The sequence below is a fragment of the Microbacterium sp. H6 genome, from assembly GCF_003314775.1.
Taxonomy (GTDB): domain Bacteria; phylum Actinomycetota; class Actinomycetes; order Actinomycetales; family Microbacteriaceae; genus Microbacterium; species Microbacterium oxydans.
The window spans coordinates 6,715-9,200 of the sequence record NZ_QOAY01000314.1 but is presented as its reverse complement, the minus strand read 5'-3'; the positions used below and the strand labels follow the sequence as shown (position 1 = coordinate 9,200).

1 protein-coding gene and 1 pseudogene are annotated in these 2,486 nt (G+C 71.1%); both read left to right on the top strand.

Going from position 1 to position 2,486, the window contains the following annotated elements; genetic code table 11:
* Positions 1-1,073 (top strand): annotated as a pseudogene (locus DSP71_RS21550) (glycosyl transferase); the annotation flags it as partial.
* On the top strand, positions 1,070-2,455 hold the full coding sequence (locus tag DSP71_RS21545; protein ID WP_061017860.1) for a DUF5719 family protein: 1,386 nt from the start codon (positions 1,070-1,072) through the stop codon (positions 2,453-2,455). The pseudogene DSP71_RS21550 and the gene DSP71_RS21545, both read left to right, overlap by 4 nt.
* Positions 2,456-2,486: the final 31 nt, after the last annotated feature.

Genomic DNA, 2,486 nt, shown 5'->3' with positions numbered 1-2,486 from the left:
GGATCACCCTGCTCGTCGTCGCTGCATCCGGGCTCGCGACGGCCTTCCTCGCTGTCGGCGTCACCGTGAGCTTCGCGCAGGGAACTCCGGTCGCGATCTGGCCAGGGGCAGGGCTCAGCCTGGCCTGGATCGGCGTGGTCGGTGCCGCGGTCGTCACCTTGGACACCGCTCTCACCATGCCGCGGCTGCGGGTCTCCGCCGCGGTGGTCGCAGCGGCGGCACTGGCAGCATGCGCGGTGCCCGCGCTCAGTGCGCAGCACACCGACCGTTCGGTCCTGACCAACGGGCCGGATTCGACGCTGCCGGCATACGTGGCAGCACAGGCGGCCGGTGATCGCTCGATCGCCACTCTCGTGCTGACCCCCCAGAACGACGGCGGCCTCGCCGCTGAGGTGACGTGGGGCGCGAGCGAGACCCTCGGTTCGCAGTCGACCTTGACCTCCACCGCCGTCGAGCCACAGGGCGCCGACATCTCGACGCTGGCCGTGGACCTCCTCTCCGCGCGCGACTTCGACGCGCCGGGTGCCCTCGCGGAGACGGGGATCAGCTACGTGCTCGTCGCCCAGGTCCAGGGAGAGGGCGACAAAGCGAGGGCTCTGCGCACCGAGGCCGTCGCAGCGATCGACCAGCGTGCCGGCCTGGTGCACGCGGGGACCACCGACCGTGGAGTGCTCTGGCGGCTGGAGGCCGAACCTGCCGAGCAGCCCTCCCTCACCTCCGCCCAGCAGGGCACGGCACGACTCGTGATCACCCTGCAGCTGCTGGCGGTGTTCGCCGCCCTCCTGCTGTCGATCCCGACGAGGGCATCGCGCCGCGCCGCACGCTCCCGCTCCCGGATCGTCGGTCGTGTGCCGGACGAGCCGATCGTCCTGCCGAGGCACAGGGAGGACGCTGACCTCATCGACGAAGCTCCGGTGGGGACGATCGAGGACCCGCAGGACGAGCCCGCACTGAACGAGGATGCCCTCGCGCCGATCGCCCAGCCGACCAGCGACGAGCCGTCTTCGTCTGGCACAGAAGCGTCGACGGACCGCGGTGAACGACGCCCGACCTCTACCGAGGAGGACCGATGAGCAGTGGCAACCGCGCATTCCGAGTCGCCGCGACCGGTGCCAGGGTCATCACGGGCGTGGCGGTCATCGCCGCGTGCGTGATCGGTGTCGCGACGGCGGTGCACGCCCCGTGGCCTGTCGTCGCGCACGATCCGGCACAGGTCGAGGTCACACCGGTCCCCGGTGACAGCATCCTCGTCTGCAACGGTGACCTCCGTGCACTCGGGCGCGACGCCGCGGCCCCGCTGGACATGCTCCCCGCAGCCTCCCCGTCCCTGACGACAGGAGGTACCGCGGGAGCTCCGGAAGCGGATCGGCTCGCGGTGACGGATCTGCCGGAGGCCGAGGGACCGGAACGGCTCACAGGGCGGGTCGACGGGCGCACGGCACCGCTGATCGCCGGAGCGGAGTCGATCACGATCGCGGCCGACGACCTCGCGGGATACGCCGCCCTGCCGTGTGGTCAGCCGCGATTGGAGTCGTGGCTCGTCGGAGGAAGCATCGACACCGGGACGGAGGACATCGTGACGCTGACGAATGCGGCCGATGTCCCGTCCACGGTCACGCTGTCGGTGTACGGACCCGCGCGGAGCACGCGGACGGTGATCGTCCCCGCGCGCTCGCAGACGGCCCTTCCCCTCACCTCATTCACCACCGGCAACGACGTGCCCGTGGTGAAGGTGAGCGCGGTGGGAGCCCCGGTGCGCGCAGCCCTCCAGTCATCGCTGGTGCGGGTTCTCGATCCCGCGGGCATCGACCTGCAGGACTCGGTCCCCGGGGCGCAGCAGAGGCTCGTGTTCACCGGGGTGGAGGCGTTCCCGGCCAGCGGCGACGACTCCGAGATGACTGTTCTTCGCGTTCTGTCGCCGGGCGTCGGCGCTCGCGTCCAGGTCAAGGTCCACGCCGAGGGGGAGGCGGGTCTGGCCGATGAGTTCACCGTCCCGCTCGAAGCCGATCTCCCGTCCCAGGTGTCCCTGTCCGGTCTCGAGCCGGGTCGGTACACGGTCGAGGTGGAAGCGGACGTGCCGCTCATCGCCGCCGTCCGACAGCAGGACGGATTCGGGCTCGACTCGGACTTCGCCTGGGTGATGCCGGCTCCTGAGGTCGATGTCGATGTGGTGTTCGCCGTGCCGTCCGGTCCGGCGGCCAGACTGCAGCTCGCCAACACATCCGACGCTGACGCCACCGTCACACTCGAACCCGTGGACGGGGGGCAAGCGCAGGAGATCGTCGTCCCGGCAGGCGAGACCGCCGGGGTCGCCGTCGCGGGGCGTACGACCTATCGGATGCAGACGACGGCGCCCGTGCACGCTGCGGTGGCGCTCACGGCTCCCGGCGCCATCGCGGTGATGCCCATCCAGACGAGCGCCGGCGGAGAAAAGCCGATCACGGTCTATCCCTGAGCGGCGCACCGCGTTCGGGCCGACATGCCGG